Source organism: Virgisporangium ochraceum (assembly GCF_016863655.1).
GTDB lineage: Bacteria > Actinomycetota > Actinomycetes > Mycobacteriales > Micromonosporaceae > Virgisporangium > Virgisporangium ochraceum.
The window spans coordinates 1-839 of sequence record NZ_BOPH01000190.1; the positions used below are offsets into that span (position 1 = coordinate 1).

At 68.9% G+C, this 839-nt stretch carries 1 protein-coding gene; it reads left to right on the forward strand.

What is annotated here, in order from left to right; genetic code table 11:
- Positions 1–135 precede the first annotated feature (135 nt).
- A partial coding sequence (locus Voc01_RS52635) for a transposase family protein (protein WP_203935341.1) occupies positions 136–839 on the forward strand: 704 nt, incomplete at its 3' end.

Here is an 839-nt window from a genome sequence, read left to right on the forward strand (position 1 = left end):
GAGCCATTTCCATCGTGACTGCGCTGGTCAGGAGCGGTGACGGGCAGGCGGGATCGATCGGGGTCGACATAGGGAGAGGCTCCCGGTAAGACAGCAGTCGACCAAGATCCGATGCCCTTCCCGGGAGCCTCTCGCATGCTGTCCTACCCGTCGGCGATCCCGTTGTCCACCCGCACCCTGAACCAGCTCGGCGACCTCATCCGCGCCCGCCGCAAGGAGTTGCGGTCGCGGTGGCGTCGCCTGTCGGCCGGTCAGCAGGCGCTACTGGTGTTGGCACACCTGCGAAATGGAGACACACCAGCCCGGCTGGCGGCCGGGTTCGAGATCGGCACCACGACAGCGTGGCGGTACATCCGCGAGGCCGTCGACCTGCTCGCCGCCACCGCGCCGACCCTCGCGCAGGCGATGGCCTCGATCGCCCGCCTGGCGTACACGATCCTCGACGGCACGCTCGTACGCATCGACCGGCTCGGCGGAACCGCCAACCGCCGCTACTACGCAGGCAAACCCCGCCACCACGCCATCAACGTCCAGGTGATCGCCGACTGCGCCGGCCGACTCAAGTGGGTGTCACCGGCACTGCCCGGCTCGACCCACGACCTGACCGCCGCCCGCGAGCACGGCATCATCGACGCCCTCACAGAAGCGGGCGTGATGACGTTCGCGGACAAGGGATATCAAGGCGCCGGCGGCACGGTCCGCACCCCGCACAAGCGGCATCATCCGCGGCCGCCGCTGTCCCGCAACCAGAAGGCCGTCAACCGGTCCCACGCCAAGATCCGAGCCCTCGGCGAACGGGCCAACGCCACCCTCAAGACCTGGAAAGTCCTGGCCAGACT